The 16,086-nt window shown below is 73.4% G+C and carries 14 protein-coding genes and 1 pseudogene; 2 read left to right on the top strand and 13 right to left on the bottom strand.

The window, feature by feature from the left end:
* Position 1 precedes the first annotated feature (1 nt).
* Together PVK37_RS05965 and PVK37_RS05960 are read right to left on the bottom strand one after the other, a co-directional pair.
* The gene (locus tag PVK37_RS05965; protein WP_275032738.1) at positions 2 to 1,444 is read right to left on the bottom strand and encodes a glycosyltransferase 87 family protein; all 1,443 of its coding nucleotides are present in this window, start codon (positions 1,442 to 1,444) and stop codon (positions 2 to 4) included.
* Positions 1,445 to 1,694: 250 nt separating this feature from the next.
* Entirely contained in the window at positions 1,695 to 2,240 is a 546-nt protein-coding gene (locus tag PVK37_RS05960; protein ID WP_275032737.1) for a DoxX family protein, read from the bottom strand.
* A gap of 146 nt (positions 2,241 to 2,386) precedes the next feature.
* Here PVK37_RS05960 and PVK37_RS05955 point away from each other — a divergent pair, with 146 nt between their 5' ends.
* A complete protein-coding gene (locus PVK37_RS05955; RefSeq protein ID WP_275032736.1) occupies positions 2,387 to 2,926 on the top strand; it encodes a GNAT family N-acetyltransferase in 540 nt (179 codons plus the stop codon).
* 126 nt (positions 2,927 to 3,052) lie between these two features.
* Here PVK37_RS05955 and PVK37_RS05950 read toward each other — a convergent pair whose 3' ends face one another.
* The 8 genes from PVK37_RS05950 to PVK37_RS05915 form a co-directional block, all read right to left on the bottom strand.
* Positions 3,053 to 4,300 carry an ATP-binding protein gene (locus tag PVK37_RS05950; RefSeq protein WP_275032735.1) on the bottom strand — a complete coding sequence of 416 codons (1,248 nt, stop codon included), beginning with the start codon at positions 4,298 to 4,300 and terminating at the stop codon, positions 3,053 to 3,055.
* A gap of 164 nt (positions 4,301 to 4,464) precedes the next feature.
* The gene (locus PVK37_RS05945) at positions 4,465 to 4,845 is read right to left on the bottom strand and encodes an LppU/SCO3897 family protein (RefSeq protein ID WP_275032733.1); all 381 of its coding nucleotides are present in this window, start codon (positions 4,843 to 4,845) and stop codon (positions 4,465 to 4,467) included.
* A 101-nt stretch (positions 4,846 to 4,946) separates the two neighbouring features.
* Positions 4,947 to 5,468, bottom strand: a complete 522-nt coding sequence (locus tag PVK37_RS31815; protein WP_423791058.1) for an LppU/SCO3897 family protein — start codon at positions 5,466 to 5,468, stop codon at positions 4,947 to 4,949.
* A gap of 687 nt (positions 5,469 to 6,155) precedes the next feature.
* Positions 6,156 to 9,353: a UvrD-helicase domain-containing protein gene (locus PVK37_RS05935; RefSeq protein ID WP_275032731.1), complete on the bottom strand. Its 3,198-nt coding sequence runs from the start codon at positions 9,351 to 9,353 to the stop codon at positions 6,156 to 6,158.
* A 104-nt stretch (positions 9,354 to 9,457) separates the two neighbouring features.
* On the bottom strand, positions 9,458 to 10,705 hold the full coding sequence (locus tag PVK37_RS05930; RefSeq protein ID WP_275032730.1) for a metallophosphoesterase: 1,248 nt from the start codon (positions 10,703 to 10,705) through the stop codon (positions 9,458 to 9,460).
* A gap of 12 nt (positions 10,706 to 10,717) precedes the next feature.
* The gene (locus tag PVK37_RS05925) at positions 10,718 to 10,963 is read right to left on the bottom strand and encodes a MoaD/ThiS family protein (RefSeq protein WP_275032728.1); all 246 of its coding nucleotides are present in this window, start codon (positions 10,961 to 10,963) and stop codon (positions 10,718 to 10,720) included.
* A gap of 1 nt (position 10,964) precedes the next feature.
* A complete protein-coding gene (gene moaA, locus PVK37_RS05920; RefSeq protein WP_275032727.1) occupies positions 10,965 to 11,978 on the bottom strand; it encodes a GTP 3',8-cyclase MoaA in 1,014 nt (337 codons plus the stop codon).
* Positions 11,975 to 12,892 (bottom strand): fructosamine kinase family protein, encoded by a 918-nt coding sequence (locus tag PVK37_RS05915; protein ID WP_275032726.1) that lies wholly within the window; start codon positions 12,890 to 12,892, stop codon positions 11,975 to 11,977. Before PVK37_RS05915 ends, moaA begins: the two co-directional genes overlap by 4 nt.
* Positions 12,893 to 13,075: 183 nt before the next feature.
* On the opposite strand from PVK37_RS05915, the gene PVK37_RS05910 reads away from it, so the two are divergent.
* Positions 13,076 to 14,104, top strand: a complete 1,029-nt coding sequence (locus tag PVK37_RS05910; protein WP_275032725.1) for a DUF4192 domain-containing protein — start codon at positions 13,076 to 13,078, stop codon at positions 14,102 to 14,104.
* 104 nt (positions 14,105 to 14,208) lie between these two features.
* On the opposite strand, the gene PVK37_RS05905 is transcribed toward PVK37_RS05910, so the two are convergent.
* The 3 genes and pseudogenes from PVK37_RS05905 to fdhD all read right to left on the bottom strand — a co-directional run bounded on the left by PVK37_RS05905 (position 14,209) and on the right by fdhD (position 15,919).
* Entirely contained in the window at positions 14,209 to 14,400 is a 192-nt protein-coding gene (locus tag PVK37_RS05905) for a DUF397 domain-containing protein (protein WP_275032724.1), read from the bottom strand.
* Positions 14,387 to 14,866: pseudogene (locus PVK37_RS05900) on the bottom strand (DUF5753 domain-containing protein); the annotation flags it as partial. The gene PVK37_RS05905 and the pseudogene PVK37_RS05900, both read right to left, overlap by 14 nt.
* 177 nt (positions 14,867 to 15,043) lie before the next feature.
* The gene (gene fdhD / locus PVK37_RS05895; protein WP_275032723.1) at positions 15,044 to 15,919 is read right to left on the bottom strand and encodes a formate dehydrogenase accessory sulfurtransferase FdhD; all 876 of its coding nucleotides are present in this window, start codon (positions 15,917 to 15,919) and stop codon (positions 15,044 to 15,046) included.
* Between the last annotated feature and the right edge of the window lie 167 nt (positions 15,920 to 16,086).

Genomic DNA, 16,086 nt, shown 5'->3' with positions numbered 1-16,086 from the left:
GTCAGCGCCGGTTGGCGAGATCGGCCCAGGCCAGGCGGTCGGTGTAGAAGGCCGGCTCGGCACCCGGTCGCCACGGCAGCGCCGCCACCAGCACGATCAGCGCCAGCGCCAGCGAGTTCTCCATCAGCGCGCCGAACAGTCCGTCGGCGTAGTGCGACACCTCGGGGAGCTGGTGCTCGTACGGCCAGATGGGTGAGATCAGGAAGATCAGGTAGAGCGCCACGGCGGCGGCCCCGTGCCGGAACCCGGTCATCGTCGGGTACCAGATCGGCGGGCGGAGGCCGTTGACCCCGGGCGGCCCCCCGTACGACGAGAACTGCCCGGACCGCTGCAACAGCCCGCGGCTGGCCTCCCGGCGACGGACCGCGGCGTCGGCCAGCACCATGATCGCCGGGATGACCCAGACCAGGTGATGCGTCCAGGAGATCGGGCTGATCACGTTGGTGGTGAGCCCGACCAGGGTGAACGCGGTCAGCTCGTCGCCTTCGGCGCGGGCGCTGGCGGCCCGGGACAGGCCGAGCGCGAGCACCAGCACCGCGAAGGAGAACCAGAGCAGGCCGGGCGTCTCGATCGAGTCGTAGAGCCGGGCCAGCAGCCCGGCCAACGACTGGTTCGGGGTCATGTCGGCCGCGCCGACCCGCTCGGTCTGCCAGAGCACCCGGGTGAAGTAGGCGCGGGACTCCGGCCCGGCGACGGCGAACATGCCGAGCGTGACCCCGATCGCGGTGCCGATCGCGGTCGACGCGGCCCGCCACTGGCGGGTGATCAGCAGATAGACGATGAACAGGGCCGGGGTGAGCTTCACCGAGGTGGCCAGCCCGATCCCCGCACCGGCCCAGACGCCGCTGAACACGAACCGGCGCAGCGGCCCGTCGTCCCGGCGGTACCGGGTGCCCCGTCGGGCGCGCCACCGCAATCCGATCAGGTCGGCGACGATCAGCGCGAAGAGCAGCAGGTTCACCTGGCCGTAGCCGAGCGTCTCGCGGACCGGTTCGATGGCGACCGCGAGCGGCACCGCGACCGCGACCACGAACCAGAGCGGCTGACCGAGCCGGTCGACGATCGGCCGGAGCAGCCCGGCCAGGACCACGGCCAGGGCGGCGATGCTGCCGAGCGCGTTGAGCCAGCCCGCGACCTGTACCGGCAGGTGCGCCATCGGCAGCATGACCAGCCCGGCGAACGGTGGATAGGTGAAACCCAGGGTGGTGCGGGGGGCGATGAAGTCGTACAGCTCGTTACCGGTGACCCACCAGACCATCGCCCCGTGGTAGATCTTCATGTCGAAGAAGTTGTAGGGCCGCCCGAACACGCCGACCGCCATCCAGGCGGTGTAGACGGCGGCGGCCACCACGCCGAGGCGTACGGCCGTACGGCGGTCGATCCGCCGAACTGCGCGGCGGACGGGGGCGAGGCGGTCCGCCCGTCTCCCGACGGTCGCCGGCATGCCGTGGACACCCCCGTACCAAATTCGTCCTATCCGTCCAGGTCCTGCACGGAGCCTAGAACGGTGCCTCACGTTGATGCCTCCCGCGTTATGCGACCGTGTCCGATCCCACACCAGTTTTTGACATTTCCACCGCGTTAACGCCTCGCGGGGGGTTCAGGTGATTAGCGGCCTTAGCGGGGGGTGAGGCCAGGTTGGGGCGAAGTTCCGCCAGGTCAGGCGGGGTGTCGTTGGACCGTCGGTTCGACCGTCAGCCGGGCAGTCGGCGAGCTGCCGCTGCCGACCGGACGGCGAGTCGGGTCTCCCGTCGGGCGGTCCGGACGGCTCGCTGCACCGAGCGTCGGGAGTGGCCGATCCGGTGCCCGGCCCGCCAGCGGAGGCTGGGGCGCCCGTGGGTGTCGGCGGCGGCCAGCAGCAGCCCACCGATCAGCCCGAGGTTCTTCATGAAGTGCACCTGCTGGCCGGTACGCGTCTCCGGGTCGTCGTGCGTCCAGAAGGGATGCCCGGCCAGGGTGGTCGGCACCATCGAGCCGGCCAGCAGCAGGGACACCGGACGGGTGAAGTGGCCGGTGGCGAGCAGCAGCCCGCCGGCCAGGTGCGCCGCGCCGTTGACCCGGACCAGCGTCTCGGTGTCGCTGGGCAGGGTCGGGGCGGCCCGCTCGAGCAGCGGCGTGAGCCGGTCGGTGACCGGCTTGGCCCGCTGGACGTACTGCTCCGGGCTGCGGAGCTGTCGGACCCCGCCGGCCAGGAAGATGCCGCTGAGGAGGACTCGGGCGAGGGAGCGTACGGGACTCATGGGTCAGTCATACCCCGTCGCGGCCACAATTATGGCTCCAACCGTCGATCTGCCCACCATGGCCGCACGGCGGAGCCGACCGCCCCGCCACGCCGATCCGCTGGCCGGTCCCGGATGGACCCGGCCCGACGGGTAACGTCCCCGGGGTGACCACGCTGCGGCTGCGCCCCGAGGGACCCGCCGACGCCGAACCGATCCGCCGGGTGCTCGCCGGGGCCTTCGCCCGCCCTGACCTGCCGGTCCCGCCCGAGGTGGGGCTGGTCGACGAGTTGCGTCGCAGCGACGCCTGGATCCCCGAGCTGTCCATGGTCGCCGAATACGGTGGCGAGATCGCCGGCTACGCCCTGCTCAGCCGGGTCCGGGTGAACCCGGGCCAGTTTCCGGCGCTGGCGCTCGGGCCGGTGGCGGTGGCACCGAACCGGCAGCGGATCGGGCTGGGTGCCTCGGTCGTCCAGGCCGCGCTGGAAGCAGCGACGGAGCTGGGAGAACAGCTGGTCGTGGTGCTCGGCGACCCCGCCTACTACCGCCGCTTCGGCTTCGGGCCGGCGGACCGGCTCGGGCTGACCAGTCCCTGGTCCGGGCTGGGCGAGCCGTGGCAGGCACTGGTACTGCCGCCCTCGGTCAGCGGCGAGGCCCCGGTGCCCCGGGGCGAGGTGGTCTTCCCACCCCCGTGGTCCCGGGTCTGACCAGCCCTCAGGCCCGGGTCTGACCAGCTCAGGCCCAGGGGCCGGCCGGCGGGCCCCAGGTCTGACCGGCGGGCTCCGGAGGGCTCACCGGCCGCCCGGGTCCGGGCTTGCTGCCGTCCCGGCCGCTCAGCCCGGCTGGGTACGCAGGTACCGGCCGAAGTGGGGGACGGTGAAGGCGACCGTGCCGCGCTCGCCCGAGTAGATCAGCCCCTTCTTGATCAGTGCGTCCCTGGCCGGCGAGAGGCTGGCCGGCTTGCGGTCCAGGGACCGGGCGATCTCGGCGGTCGGCACCGCCGCGTCCATGTCGTCGCGGGCCTCGCCGGGGTCGCCGTCCACCCGGGACAGCGTCGCCATCGCCCGCATGTACTCCCGCTCGGCCGGGGTGGCCCGCTCGAACCGCGAACCGAAGAAGCCGACCGCCAGTTCGGCCTCGGCCTCCGGGGCGGCCACCCGTACGTCGGCGGCGGTGATCGGCGAGCGGGGCGCATGGTCCCAGGTGGCCTTCCCGTACGCCTGGACGAAGTACGGATAGCCACCGGACGACTCGTACAGCAGGTCGAGCGCCTTCGGCTCGTACTCGACGCCCTCCCGCGCGGCCGGCGCGCAGAGCGCCTGGTCGGCGGCGATCCGGTCCAACCGGTCGATGCGCTGGTAGCGGTAGAGGCGCTCGGAGTACGACTTGGCCGCGCTGAGCACCGCCGGCAGGTGCGGCAGCCCGGCGCCCACCACGATCAGCGGTGCCCCCGACTGGGACAGCTCGTGGCAGGCGGCACAGAGCGCGGAGACGTCCTCCGGCCCGAGATCCTGCATCTCGTCGATGAAGACCGCGACGCCGGTGCCCACGTCGGCGGCCACGTTCGCCGCGTCGGTGAGGAGTTCCACCAGGTCGATCTCGATGTCACCGGAGTCGGCCCGGCCGCTGCTCGCCGGCACGTCGATGCCCGGCTGCCAGCGGTCCCGCAGGCGGGGGGCGGCGGCACCCCGGCGGCCGGTGGCGGCGGGCGCACCACGCTGGGCGAACGCCCGGAGGACCCCGAGGAACGCGTCGATCCGGTCCGGGGCCCGGTGCCGGGGAGCCAGCTCACGGACCGCCATGTGCAGGGCCGCCGCCACCGGACGCCGCAACGACTGGTCCGGCCGGGCCTCGATCTTGCCGGTGCCCCAGAGCCGGCCGATGGCCTGGGACCGCAGCGTGTTGAGCAGTACGGTCTTGCCGACGCCACGCAACCCGGTGAGCATCAGGCTGCGTTCCGGGCGTCCCCGGGCGATCCGTTCCAGTACGACGTCGAACACGTCGAGCTCCCGCCCCCGCCCGGCGAGTTCGGGGGGACGTTGCCCCGCTCCCGGGGCGTACGGGTTGCGGACCGGATCCACGTCTCGCACCGTATCGGGCCGTCTAGCGTCCCAGCTAGAGGTGGATAGAGGAGGCGATCGGCGTGTCTCGTCGAGGGAAATCTAGCGCTGTCTAGCGTCCATCGCAGACCGCCCTAGACCGGCCTAGCGGGCGAGCGACCCCGTCGGCCAGCCGGTCGGACCCGTCAGCGGGAGTACCGCCGGAGACACAGTACGAAGTCGAAGACGTCCACCGGGGCGTCGTTGACGTAGGTCGCGGTGGCCCGGGGTGCCCTGGTCCCGCAGAGAGCCCCGTCGGCGACCCCCGGGATGCGCAGCACGATCTGCTGCGTGTCCGGGCCACAGGGCACGGTACGCAGGTCCGGCTCCTGGCCCGTGCCGTCGTTCACCACGCAGTCGCCCACCGCGAAGTCGTCCATGGTGAGCCGGGGCGCGGGAGTGGGCGAGGCGGACGGCGGCCCGGCCGGGGTGACCGGTACCGGGCCGAGGTCGTCCGCCCGGTCGGTGGCCCAGAGCAGCGCCCAGCCGGCCAGCCCGAGGCACGGACAGAAGAGCAGGACCACCACCAGGGTGACGATCGACGTGACCTTCCGGCGCCCGCCGGCTCGTCCCGGTGGCGGCGGGAACCCGTACGGGGACCCGGGACGACCGGGACCGGGCGGCACGGTCAACGCAGCTTCAGACAGAGGACGAAGTCGAGGGTGTCCAGTTCGCTGTTGTAGAAGTACCAGTCGGTGTACTCCTCGACCCGGGCGCACTTCGCCTCGGCGTCCTTCTCGCCGCTGGTGGCCCCGTCGAACCGCCGCAGCACCTCGTACGTCTTCGGCGCGCACCCGGTGATCAGCAGCTTGGGCCGGGCACCGGCCGGCGCGTCGTTGCGGACGCACTGCCCCACCTTCGCGAACCGGGGGTCGGCCGACGACTCGGGCGCGAGGGCGCTCGGTGAGACGCCCGCCGGCACGTCGGGCTGCGCGGGAGGCGTGTCGCTCGGTGCCGCCGTCACCGACGGTAGGGCGTCGACCGGTTCCGTCCCGTCCGAACCGGCCAGGTAGAACAGGGCCGCACCACCACCGAGCACCAGCACGGCCAGCACCCCGAGCACCGCCACCATCCGGCCCCGGCCGCGCCGCCGCCCGGTCGGCGGTGGCGGGTCGGCCTCCTGCCGGCCACTGCTCAGGTACGCCGGCAAGCCCTCCGGGTATCCGCCGTGACCGCCGGAGGGCAGCCGCCCGTCCCGCCGGTACGCCTCGTCCGGCCGGTAGGTCCCGCCCGACCGGTACGGGTCGTCCGGCTGGTGAGCCTCGTCCGGCCGGTACGGGCCGTCCTGCCGGTACGTGGGCTGCTGGTGCCGGGGCCACTCGGGCTGGTGCCCGGGCGGCGGCCACGACTCCGGCTGGCGCTCCGGTGGCGACCACGGCTCCGACTGCGACCACGGCTCCGACTGCGACGACCGCACCTGCTGCGACGACGGCACCTGCTGCGACCACGGCTCCGACTGCGACGACGGTGCCGACTGTGACCACGGCTCCGACTGCGGCCAGGGACCCGGTGGCACCGGTTGACCCGGACCCGTGGCGGAGAAGTCGCCGGTCGGCTCGTCCCAGCGGTCCCGGCCGCGCGGGGCGTCCGGCTGCCCGTACGTCTCCTCCTCCGGCCGTCGTGCGGGCCACGGCTCCGGACGGTTCGCACCCGGTGGTCCGTAGTTCGCCATGCTCGCCTCCTGCGCACGAGTGGTGAGAGGCCGGCCACCAAGGCGGACGCCGACGCCGTGGTCACCGTAGCGTGAACGACCGATCAGCTCACCAACCGTGAGCAGGTCGGCGGTCCGCAGCGGGTGTCAGGACGAGGCGGCACCCCGTCGGCGCGGGCCGGGGCCTCACATCAGTCGCAGTTGCCGGTTCCTCGGGCGGGGCGGCTCCTGACCGCCGAGCCGTTCGAACAGGCCGGGGTCGATCACGTCGAGGAACGGGGTGGGCCGGACGTCGCGTTCCGTGCCGTGCCGGGTACGCCGGGCGGCGTGACTGACGTACAGCCGGTCCTGGGCGCGGGTCAGCCCGACGAAGAACAGCCGCCGCTCCTCGGCGATGTCGTCGTCACTGGGCGTCGAACCGGGCCAGCGCAGCGGCAGCAGCCCGTCCTCGCAGCCGACCAGGAAGACCACCGGGAACTCCAGCCCCTTGGCGGCGTGCAGGGTGAGCAGGGTGACCGCCTCGGCACGCGGGTCGAGCGCGTCCACCTCCGCCCCGGTGGCGAGCTGGGACAGGAACGCCGGCAGGTCGTCGCCGCAGCGCCGGGCCAACGGGGTGAGCAGGTCGACCGCCGCCCGCACGTCCTCGGGGCGTACCGAACCGGCGGCGTCCAGGGTGGGCGCGGCGTACCGCTCGGCGAGCAGCTGCCCGACCAGGCGTACCCGGGCCGGCAGGCCGCCGCTGAGCCCGTCGGCGTGCCGCAGCTCCCGGGCGATGGCCGCCACACCCGGCCGGTCCCGCAGCCGGTCGTGCGAGCGCTTCTGCACCGGCACGTTCGCCCGGGCCAGCGCGTCCAGGATCGGGGCGGCCTGGGCGTCGGTGCGGTACAGCACCGCGATGTCGGAGAAGGAGAGCGCGGTGCTGCGCCCGTCGATCCGGCCGGAGTCCAACGACCGGTGCGACAGCCCGCCGACCAGCTCGTCGACGGTGCGTACCACGAAGTCAGCCTCGTCGGCGACGGAGACCGCCGGGTACCGGCCGACCAGCGGGGCCTCCGGGTCGAGCCGGGCCGGGTCCAGCCGGCGGCCCCGGACCAGCGACGAGGGCGCGATGGCCTGCACCGCGGCGGCCAGGATCGGCGCGGACGACCGGTAGTTGCGGTTCAGCCGGACCAGTCGGGCGTCGGTGAAGTCCTCGGAGAAACGCAGGAAGTAGCCGACGTCCGCGCCCCGGAACGAGTAGATCGCCTGGTCCGGGTCACCGATCGCGCAGAGGTTGCCGTCCGCCGGGCTGAGCAGCCGCAGCAGCTCGTACTGGACCGCGTCGACGTCCTGGTACTCGTCGACGAAGATCCACCGCCAGCGTTCCCGGTACCGTTCGACCAGCTTCCGGTCGCCGCGCAGCAGCTCCACCGGCAGGGTGAGCAGCTCGTCCAGGTCCACCAGCTGCTGCTTGCGCAGCAGGGCGACGTACCGGGTCTGGTCGTCGCCGGCCTCGGCGCGGGCCGCGCTCCGGTCGGTGTCGTCGGCGATCCGGAAGTCCGCCGGCAGGCCCGCCGCCCCGGCGTTCTCCCGCAGGATGGTCAGCCCGAGCGAGTGGAACGTGCCGACGGTGACGTCCTCGGCGACCGGCCCGAGCAGCCCGTCGAGGCGGTGCCGCAGCTCCTCGGCGGCCCGCCGGGTGAAGGTGATCGCCAGGCAGGTCTCCGGGAAGACGTTCAGCTCGGCGCAGAGGTAGGCGATCCGGTGGGTCAACGTCCGGGTCTTGCCGGTGCCCGGCCCGGCCACGATCAGCAGCGGGCCGCCCGGCGCGGACGCGGCCACCCGCTGCATCGCGTCCAGCCGGTCCAGCAGGCCGGTGCCGACCTCCTCCATGCCGGCGAGCATCGGCTCGAACGGCTCGTGCGGGGAGGGCACGGGCGCGATCGGCGGGGCGGGCGGCGGCGTCTCGCGCGCCGGCCGTCGCTTCGGTTCGGCCGCCGTCGGGGTCTTCGGTTTCGCCGCCGGCTCCTTCTTCGTCGCCCGCTGCTGCGGCACCGGTACGTCGAACAGCGTCTCCTGCGCCGCCGGGTCGCCGCCACCGCCCAGCTCGGCCGGGTCGAAGAGGGTGATCACGCCGTACTCGCCGTCGAAGCCGGGCACCCGGCGGACGTCACCCCGCCGCAGCCGGCCGAGGCCCTCGGCGAGCAGTTCCCCGCCGGCCTTCCGCACCTCGTCCAGCGGGGTGCTGGTGAGGATCTCCAGCTCCGGGCCGAGCGCGGCGACCAGCTCGTTGAGCTTCCCCGCCACCTTCTTCGACTTCGGGCCGACCTTGTTGATCTCACCGAGGATCTCGGCGAGCGGTACCAGATGGGTGACGTCCCGGGCCCGCGACGGCCGGTACCCCTCCGGGCGGTCGGCCAGCTCCTCGACCCGGCTGAGTACCCCGACGGTGAGCGGTTTGCCGCACTCCGGGCAACGACCGCCGGCCGCCCGGGTCCGCTCGGGCGACCAGTTCACCCCGCAGAGCCGGTGCCCGTCCGCGTGGTACTTCCCCTCCTCCGGGAAGAACTCGATCGTGCCGGCCAGGCCGTCCCCGGTGCGCAGGGCCTCCCGGATGGCGAAGTAGTCCCGGCCGGTGGCGAAGACCGTCGCCTCCCGGGCCAGCGCCGGCGGCGAGTGGGCGTCCGAGTTGGACACCAGTTGGTACCGGTCGAGGCTGCCCACCCGCCAGTTCATCTCCGGGTCGGAGGAGAGACCGGTCTCCACGGCGAAGATGTGGTCGGCCAGGTCGGCGTAGCAGTCGGCGATCGCGTCGAATCCGGACTTGGAACCCAGCGCGGAGAACCACGGCGTCCAGATGTGCGCCGGGACGAGGTACCCGTCCGGGCTCGCCTCCAGGGTGATCTCCAGCAGGTCCCGGGAGTCCAGCCCGAGGATCGGCCGACCGTCCGAGGCGATGTTGCCGATCCGTCCCAGCGTGGTGTTGAACCGCTGTACCGCGTCCAGGTCCGGCAGGTAGATCAGGTGGTGCACCTTGCGGGTCCGGTCGTCCCGCTTGTAGATGGTGGAGATCTCCACGCTGAGCAGGTACCGGACCGGGTCCGCCTCGGCCGCGTCGGCCAGCCGGGGCGGCAGCCGGCGGGCGATGTCCCGTTCCGCCTCCGGGCTGAGCCGGTACAGGCCGGGCTCGGCCGGGTGCAGGGTTTCCCGCAGATGGTCGTACCACGCGGGGTGGGTGAAGTCGCCGGTGCCGAGCACGCCGATGCCCTTGCGCCGGGCCCACCACCCGAGGTTCGGCAGGGTCAGGTCACGGCTGCACGCCCGCGAGTACTTCGAGTGGATGTGCAGGTCCGCGACGAACGGCGAGGGGCCGCCGGAGGGGGGTACGGCGCTGAACGGAGGCACGCCGCATCCTGTCACGCCCGGTCCAGCCCTCGCCCGCCGCCACGCGCGATCGTGAGCTGCGCTATGTGGAACCCGGTGTGCCGCGCCGCGACCTGGCGGTCGGGTCACGCCGAACGGAGCTCCACCAGGGTGATCTGCGGCTCCGCGCCGACGCGTACCGGCGGGCCCCAGAAACCCGCCCCGTTGGTGACGTACACCTTGGTGCCGTCCACCTCGCCGAGCCCGGAGACCACCGGCTGCTGGAGCCGGACGGCCAGGTTGAACGGCACGATCTGACCGCCGTGGGTGTGCCCGGACAGTTGCAGGTCCACTCCGAACTTCGCCGCCTCCACCGCGGCCACCGGCTGGTGGGCCAGCAGCACCACCGGGCGGGCGGGGTCCCGGTCACCGAGCGCCGCCGCGTAGTCCGGGCCGGCGGCCAGGCCGGTACCGCCCTCACCGGCCGGGTCGTTCACCCCGGCCAGGTCCAGGACCCCACCCCGGGCGGCGATCTCCAGCCGCTCGTTCTGGAGCACCTGCAGCCCGAGCCGGTCCACCTCCTGGACCCACTCCTCCACCCCCGAGTAGTACTCGTGGTTGCCGGTGACGAAGAAGCTGCCGTACCGGGCGCGCAGGTCCCGCAGCGGCGCGGCGGCCCCGCCCAGCTCGGCGACACTGCCGTCGACCAGGTCACCGACCACCGCGACCAGGTCGGCGTCGAGCCGGTTGATGGCGGCCACGATCCGTTCGGTGTGCGCCCGGCCGCGCAGCGGGCCGAGGTGGATGTCGGAGACGGTGGCGATCCGCAGGCCGTCCATGCTGCGGGGAAGCTTGGCGAGCGGGATCTGCACCCGGTCGAGCTGCGGCGGGCCGAGGGCGGTGCGGATGCCGTACCCGGTCAGGCCGGTGGCGGTGAGCCCGGCGAAGATGGCGGCGCTGCGGGCCAGCAGCAGCCGGCGGGCCGGGTCGTGGTCGGGCGGCCCGGCCTCCTCGGCGGGTGGCGGGTCGGCGGTGCCGCCGGCCCCCACCAGGGCCGGCTCCGGCGCGGCGGCGGTCGGTTCGGCGGCGGCGACCCGGCGGCGCAGCACCAGCCGGGTCACCAGCATCGGCACCTCCAGGACGACCAGGACGACCAGCAGGTAGAACATCACCGCCAGCCACAGGTAGCCCGGCCAGGCCAGCCAGTAGTAGCCGTTCTGGGTGCCGACCATGGTCACCGGAACGAGCAGGGCGAGCACCAGCACGCTGATCGTGCCGATCCGCCGCCAACGGCCCCGGGAGGTGGTGTCCCGGACGAGCCGCTTCCACAGGTAGAAATGGATCAGCCCGGTGATCAGCGCCAGGGTGGACACGAAGCCCAGGACCGCCAACACGCGAAGCCTCCCTCAGCCTCCGGCGAAGGGAGGCAGCACGTCGATCGTGGCCCCGGCCGGCAGCGGGGTCCGACGATCATGACAGGTCACGCCGTCGACCAGGAAACTCGCCGCCCGGAGCACTCTGGCGAGCTGGTCGCCGTGCCGGCCGGCCAACTCGTCGACGATCTCGTCGAGCGTACGCCCGGCGGGACCGCTTTCCTGGGCACACCCGGCAGCGGCCCGGGCCCCGGCGTAGTAACGGATGGTGATCTCCACGTCAGCCTCCGATCGCCGACATCGGCCGTACCGGTTGCAGGAAGGTCGGATCGTCGATGCCGTGCCCGGCCCGTTTGCCCCACATCGCCCGCTGCCAGCGCCGGGCCAGCTCGGTGTCGTCCGCCCCGGCGCGCAACGCCCCGCGCAGGTCGGACTCCTCGGTGGCGAAGAGGCAGGCCCGGACCTGCCCGTCGGCGGTGAGCCTGGTCCGGTCGCAGTCGCCGCAGAACGGCCGGGTGACGCTGGCGATCACGCCGACCCGGGCCGGGCCCCCGTCGACCAGCCAGGTCTCGGCCGGTGCCGTCCCCCGTCCGGCGGGGTCGGGGGTGAGATCGAACTCTCCGCCCAGCGTGCTGAGGATCTCGTCGGCGGTCACCATGGCCGACCGGTCCCAGCCGTGCTGGGCGTCCAGCGGCATCTGCTCGATGAACCTGAGTTCGTAGCCTTCGGCCAGGGCGAAGCGCAGCAGGGCGGGGGCCTCGTCGTCGTTGACCCCGCGCATCAGCACCGCGTTGACCTTGACCGGGATGAGCCCCGCCGCCCGGGCACCGGCCAGCCCGGCCAGCACGTCGGGCAGGCGCGGCCGGCGGGTCAACCGGGCGAAGCGGTCCGCGTCCAGGGTGTCCAGGGACACGTTCACCCGGTCCAGCCCGGCGGCGGCCAGCGCGGGCGCGACCCGGTCCAGCCCGATGCCGTTGGTGGTCAACGAGATCCGGGGCCGGGGTGTCAGCGCCGCCACGGCGGCCACGATGCCGGCCAGGCCGGGCCGGATCAGCGGCTCACCGCCGGTGAACCGCACCTCGGTCACCCCCAGGTGCCGTACCGCCACGTCCACCAGCCGGACGACCTCGGCGTCGGTGAGCAGGTCCGGACCGGCCAGCCAGGGCAGCCCCTCCGCCGGCATGCAGTACGTACAGCGCAGATTGCACTTGTCGGTCAGCGAGACCCGCAGGTCTCGAGCTACCCGGCCGTACCGGTCGACCAGGCCGTCACCGCCCGATGGATCTACGCTCATCGCTTGACGTTAGCGCGTCCGGACGCACCGTCCAGTGCCTGTCGTGCGGTCTTGCCGACCGCCTCCCGCCAGGCCGCGCCGAACAGGGCGGTGTGCACCAGCATCAGGTGGAGCTGGTGCAGCGGCACCCGCTCCGCCCACCCGTCGGCCAGCGGCCACACCTCCCGGTAGGCGGCCAGGATCCGGTCCAGGTGCGGAGCGCCGCCGAACAGCGCCAACTGGGCCAGGTCGGTCTCCCGGTGGCCGCCGTGCGCGGCCGGGTCCACCAGCCAGGCCCGGTCGTCGAGACCCCACAACACGTTCCCCGGCCAGAGGTCACCGTGGATCCGGGCGGGCGGCTCGTCCCCGCCGTACTCCCCGATCCGCTCGACCACCTGCTCGACCAGCGTGGTCTCCGCCGGGCCGAGCGCGCCGCCGTCGACCGAACGACGCAGGTACGGCAGCAGGCGGCACCGCGCGAACCAGGTCGACCAGGGCCCCGGGTCCAGCGCGTTGTCCTGCGGCAACGCCCCGATGAACCCCGCCCAGTCGGCCCCGAAGGCCGGCGCGCCGGCCCGGTGCAGGGCGGCCAGCTCTCGGCCGAGGCGTTCGGCGGCGGCCGGCGTCGGCTCGCCGGGCTCGATCCAGTCGAGCGCCAGCAGCTCCGGCAGCGCCACCAGCACCTCCGGTACGCCCACCGCGTCCGCCGCCCGCAGCCACCGCAGACCGGCCGCCTCGCTGGCGAAGAAGCCCTCCGGGACCGGTCGGCCCGACCCCTCCGGCCAGCTCTTCGCGAAGATCGAATGGCCGTCGTCCAGGGTGAGCCGGGTAGCGGCGCAGATGCTGCCCCCGGCCACCGGTGTCTCCCGGATCCGCTGGTGGGTCAGGAAGGTCGGCAGGTGCGCCGGATGCGCCCGCAGGTAGGCCAGGTCCATGAGCGAAACCTAGCCGGTCCGGCGGACGAAAGGGGGTGGCCGCCCGCCACACCGTATTTGCAGTGTGTGCAGGTTCGCGCTGACCTGCGGCCGGGCCCGGCAAGCCTGTGGACAGGGCGGGTGTCGTCCACAGGGGGCGGCCGGGGGCGGCGCTCGGCCCCGGCCGCCCCGCACGCTGCCGGCATGAACTCGACCGAGCGCCCCCGGTTGGCCGTCCGCTCGCCCGCCGACCTCATCGCCGCCGTCCCGTACCTGCTCGGGTTCCACCCCGCCGAGAGCGTGGTGCTGGTGGCCCTGCGGGGCCGGCAGATCGTCTTCGCCGCCCGCGCCGACCTGCCGCCGCCGGGCACCGCCGCCGCGCCCGCCGCCCGCTACCTCGCCGCCGTGCTGCGCCGGCAGCGTGCCGAGGCGGCCACCATCATCGGGTACGGCCCGGCGGCCCGGGTGACCGCAGCGGTGGACGCCGTCCGGCACGAGCTGGGCGGGGCCGACATCACGGTGCTGGACGCGCTGCGGGTCGGCGACGGCCGCTACTGGTCGTACCTCTGCACCGACCCCGGATGCTGCCCGCCCGAGGGCACCCCGTACGACCCGACGGCCAGCCAGGTCACCGCAGCGGCCGTCTTCGCCGGTCAGGTCGCCCTGCCCGACCGCGCGGCACTGACCGCCCAGGTGGCCCCGGTCACCGGCCCGACCCGGGAGGCGATGCGGGCAGCCACCGCCCGGGCCCGGTCCCGCCTCGGCGACCTGCTACGGCCGGTCCCGGCCGAGGAACTGCCCTCGGCACGGGCCGTCACCGGTCCGGCCGGTACGGCGCACCGGGCGGCGCTGGAGCTGAGCCGGCGCGGCGAGCGGCTGACCGACGACGACGCGGCCTGGCTCGGTGTGCTGCTGACGTTCGTGCCCGCCCGGGACGACGTGTGGGAACGCACCGAGGGCAGCGACGAGCACATCGACCTCTGGACGGACGTGTTCCGCCGCAGCGAACCGGAACTCGTCGCCGCGCCCGGCTGTCTGCTCGCCTTCGCCGCCTTCCGGTCCGGGCACGGGGCGCTGGCGGCGGTGGCCCTGGAACGCGTACTCGACCAGCAGCCCGACTACCCGATGGCCCTGCTCCTCGACGACCTGCTCCGCCAGGCGGTGCCCCCGTCCCGGCTGACCGACTGGCCGGCCCTCAATGACAAGCGCACTTCCCGCCGCCGTCGCCGCTGACGTCCTGCGCTCCCCGCGCCCGCCGCTACTCCGTCGGATCGAGAGAAATCGCCGCCCATGGACATCAGACAATGGCAATTCGCCTGGGGTCGACGAGGTGCGGGTCAGGTGCGGCTGGGGACTTCAGCGACGAACGACCGCCAGGCGGTCGGGGAGAAGGCCAGCGTCGGCCCGGCCGGGTCCTTCGAGTCCCGTACGCCGACGATGCCGGGAAGATTGTCGGCCACCTCGACGCAGTTGCCGCCGCTCGAACCGCTGCGGGTGCTCTTGCGCCAGATGGCGTTACTGAGGTCCATGATGGTTGATCACTTCCTTCATCAGTTCGATCGACTGTCGGCGCGGTAGCGCCTCGTTCCGGACGTTCTCCCACCGGGCCTGAAGGGTAGCCACCTCCTCGTCGTTGTCCACGACGATTCCGCCCAACTGGTTTTCGAGATGGCCGATCCAGCGGCCTTCGCTGGATCGGGCCAGCGCGAACGGGCCGGATAGCCCGATGTGCAGGCCGACGCTCGCCGGGACCACATTCACATGGACGTTCGGATGCTCAGCCAGGGTGATCAGATGGGCGATCTGTCCGGCCAGGATGCCGGCGAAATCGTCACCGGCGCAGGTCAGCGCCGACTCGGCGAGTACGGCCACCAACTGGGATGGTGTGTCCCCAGCGAGGATGCCGGGGATGAGGTTGGGTTCGAAGTAGCGGAGCTGGGTCGCGTCGCGTTCGGCGTCCAGCCAGGGCAGAAACCACGACGGAGCGCCGAGCTTCGCCATGGGATCACGCGGCGGCCCGCCCGTCCTGGCGGTGCTCGCGCTGCGGTGCCCCCTGGCCGTGCCAACCCGCGAAACTCGCCCTGCTCACCGAGTACGGCACCGACCGCCTCGGCCTGCTGCTCTACCTCGCCACCAGAATGATCGACGCCGCCACCGAACTACCCACCACCGTCAACGTGGTCGAACGCTTCCTGAGCTGGGCCCGCAGGTGACCCGGTGGTCGCCGGTGTAGACGTTCATCGTGTCGCCGCGCAGGAAACCGACCAGGGTCATTCCCGCCTCGGCGGCCAGGTCGACGGCGAGACTGCTCGGCGCGGACACCGCCGCCAACAGCGGAATCCCCGCCATCCACGCCTTCTGGGTCAGCTCGAAACTGGCCCGCCCGGACACCAGCAGCAGGTGCCCGGCCAGTGGCAGGCGGTTCTCCCGGACGGCCCAGCCGACCACCTTGTCCACGGCGTTGTGCCGGCCCACGTCCTCCCGCAGCACCACCAGTTCCCCGCTGCCGGTGAACAGACCGGCGGCGTGCAGCCCGCCGGTGCGGTCGAAGCCCCGCTGGGCGGAACGCAGGGTTTCCGGCAGGGCCGCCAGCAGGTCGGCCGGTACCACCATCGGGTCGTCGACGACCCGGTACGCCGACCGGGTACGCACCGAGTCGATGCTCGCCTTGCCGCACACCCCGCACGAACTGGTGGTGTAGAAGTTGCGGGCCGGGTCGGTGGTCGGCTCCGGCACCCCGGGGGCCAGCACCACGTCAACCACGTTGTACGTGTTCGGGGTCTCCGTCCCGGCGCAGAGCTGGGCGGTGTGCACGTCGTCGGCCGACCGGATCAGCCCCTCGGTCAGCAGGAAGCCGATCGCCAGATCCAGGTCGTCGCCGGGGGTCCGCATGGTCACCGCCAGCGGCCGTCGCCGGCCCGGACCGGCCGGGCCCACCCGGATCTCCAGCGGCTCCTCCACGGACAGGCTGTCCGGCCGGCGGACCACCCGCCGCTCGGCGCTCAGGTCGATGCGGAGCACGCTGCGTCGGTCAGTCGCCCGTCCCATACCGCCCATCCTGCCCCGACCGGGTGACCGCCCCTCCCGGCAGGGCTCGTCCCGCCCCGACCACTTGGCCGCCAACTGTGCCGGGCTCGTCCCGACCGCCTGGCCGCCAACTCCGTTGAGGTCCGTTCCGACCGGTCGTTCGCCAACTGCGCTCGGCTCGTCCGTGT

The organism is Micromonospora cathayae, from assembly GCF_028993575.1.
GTDB lineage: Bacteria > Actinomycetota > Actinomycetes > Mycobacteriales > Micromonosporaceae > Micromonospora > Micromonospora cathayae.
This window is presented reverse-complemented; position numbering and strand designations above follow the sequence as displayed.

Excerpts from the sequence above, each read along its gene's own strand:
- PVK37_RS05905 (WP_275032724.1), bottom strand. The coding sequence starts at position 14,400 with ATGGACCTCAGTAACGCCATCTGGCGCAAGAGCACCCGCAGCGGTTCG.
- PVK37_RS05960 (WP_275032737.1), bottom strand. The coding sequence starts at position 2,240 with ATGAGTCCCGTACGCTCCCTCGCCCGAGTCCTCCTCAGCGGCATCTTC.
- PVK37_RS05965 (WP_275032738.1), bottom strand. The coding sequence starts at position 1,444 with ATGCCGGCGACCGTCGGGAGACGGGCGGACCGCCTCGCCCCCGTCCGC.
- fdhD (WP_275032723.1), bottom strand. The coding sequence starts at position 15,919 with ATGGGACGGGCGACTGACCGACGCAGCGTGCTCCGCATCGACCTGAGC.
- PVK37_RS05915 (WP_275032726.1), bottom strand. The coding sequence starts at position 12,892 with ATGGACCTGGCCTACCTGCGGGCGCATCCGGCGCACCTGCCGACCTTC.
- PVK37_RS05910 (WP_275032725.1), top strand. The coding sequence starts at position 13,076 with ATGAACTCGACCGAGCGCCCCCGGTTGGCCGTCCGCTCGCCCGCCGAC.
- moaA (WP_275032727.1), bottom strand. The coding sequence starts at position 11,978 with ATGAGCGTAGATCCATCGGGCGGTGACGGCCTGGTCGACCGGTACGGC.